Source organism: Bradyrhizobium sp. MOS001, assembly GCF_004634465.1.
In the GTDB taxonomy this organism is placed as follows: Bacteria; Pseudomonadota; Alphaproteobacteria; order Rhizobiales; family Xanthobacteraceae; genus Bradyrhizobium; species Bradyrhizobium barranii.
On the sequence record NZ_SPVJ01000157.1, the window covers coordinates 1 to 1,513 of the forward strand.

Here is a 1,513-nt window from a genome sequence, read left to right on the forward strand (position 1 = left end):
CAGGCCCTCGAGGCCCATGCGGCAGGCGGCGGCGAATAGATCCGGACCGATCTCGGCAGCCTCGAACGGCGCGACGAATATGCCATCAGGCCGGCCGCGGAGCAGCCGCGCCAGATCGGTCTCAATGGCAGCTGGCGCAGGTCCTCGCCGCCAAGCGCGAGGATGTCGAACGCATAGAGCTGAACCTCGTGATCATGCTTGCGCAAGTGCAGGGCATTGAAGTCCGAGGCGCCATCGACGCCGAGCACCACAGCCTCGCCGTCGATGGCGAACTGCTGCTCGCGGTTCTTCAGCGCGGCCTCGACGATCCAGGGGTATCGCTTGGTCCACGTGCGACCCGCCGTCTCGTCAGACTCACATTGCACCTCTACTACAATGACCCAGGGGCACCCCTTATTATCGGCGCGAGGTGCGGTCCTTGCGGCAGTTGTTTGAGTCAATGCTGCCGGAAATGTATTCGACGTTGCTGGAGCAATGCCGCAAACGATCCGGGGCGCGGGGTGGCTGTGAGGTCAGTCGAAACCGATCGACACAGCCTGTGAGCCCGACTGCGCCAAGCGTCCCGTTCCTTCCTCACGTCTGACAATTCGTTGCGGAGCAGCTTGATAATTTGGCGCTGGGTGTCGATCTGCGCCTGTAGCAGAGCCATTTCTGCCCGTTCCCAGCCCGCAGCGTCTTGCCCCACTGACTCGCCGGAGGCATGTCCCTCGGCCGCTCCAAAGGCGTACACGCGGTGCAGCAGCAACTCGGCGGTGTCGATCTGGCCGATGTTCAAATTGCGGGATACCGGGGCAGCTTTCTTCAGCCTCAACATGGTGGACCTCGTTTTAGGTCACCCCCTTTGCAACCTCCCAGACCCGGCTTAACCATTCGTTAACCTTGGACCAGTGGCAGCGGCGCATCTTTGATCCTTAGGTCAATGTATCGTCTGGTGTGCGCCGACCGTTCCGACAAGAGACGTGCGCGTGGTTTCGCCGGCGAGATTTCTACGTGATGCCTCGATAGCGCGGCCAGGCCGCCCATCGCTCATGCATCGGCGATCTCGTCGGGCGAATTGATCTGCAATCGCGCGAGCAGCCTGGGCTTCCTGCTGTGAGACTTGCTTGGCGGTGCCGCCGAGCCTCCTCGCAATCTCCTTGTCACCAGATGTCAGCCTGAAGTCTCGCACGTTCGGTAGCCGCGCGACGGCCCCAATCCTCAGTCTCCCTTCCTCGTCGGCTATTTTGCGACCGCGCTTGTCATCGGCGCCTACGTCCCTCAGATCTGGCGCCTCTTGAGTGAGCAATGCTCCGCCGGAATCAGCGTGCGCGCGTACGCACTATGGAAGTTGTCGTCAGCGCTCTTTCTCGGTCATTCGATCACCATAGGCGATGTGGTGTTCATGATGACACAGCTCGTGAACATAGTCGCGCTGGGGGTTATCCTGGTGCTTGCGCGGCGTTTCCGCAACCACATCTGCGCCGCACATGCGCGCCAGCTTCACGTCATACGAGAGTAGTTTCTGGACAACGCA

At 61.3% G+C, this 1,513-nt stretch carries 2 protein-coding genes and 1 pseudogene; all 3 read right to left on the reverse strand.

Features of this window, described 5'->3' with window-relative positions:
- Positions 1 to 329 (reverse strand): annotated as a pseudogene (locus CT676_RS44835) (DNA ligase); the annotation flags it as partial.
- 107 nt (positions 330 to 436) lie between these two features.
- On the reverse strand, positions 437 to 814 hold the full coding sequence (locus CT676_RS43610; protein ID WP_135217351.1) for a hypothetical protein: 378 nt from the start codon (positions 812 to 814) through the stop codon (positions 437 to 439).
- A 519-nt stretch (positions 815 to 1,333) separates the two neighbouring features.
- Positions 1,334 to 1,513, reverse strand: a 180-nt coding sequence (locus tag CT676_RS45970; RefSeq protein ID WP_244623543.1) for a hypothetical protein, incomplete at its 5' end; no start/stop codon positions are given.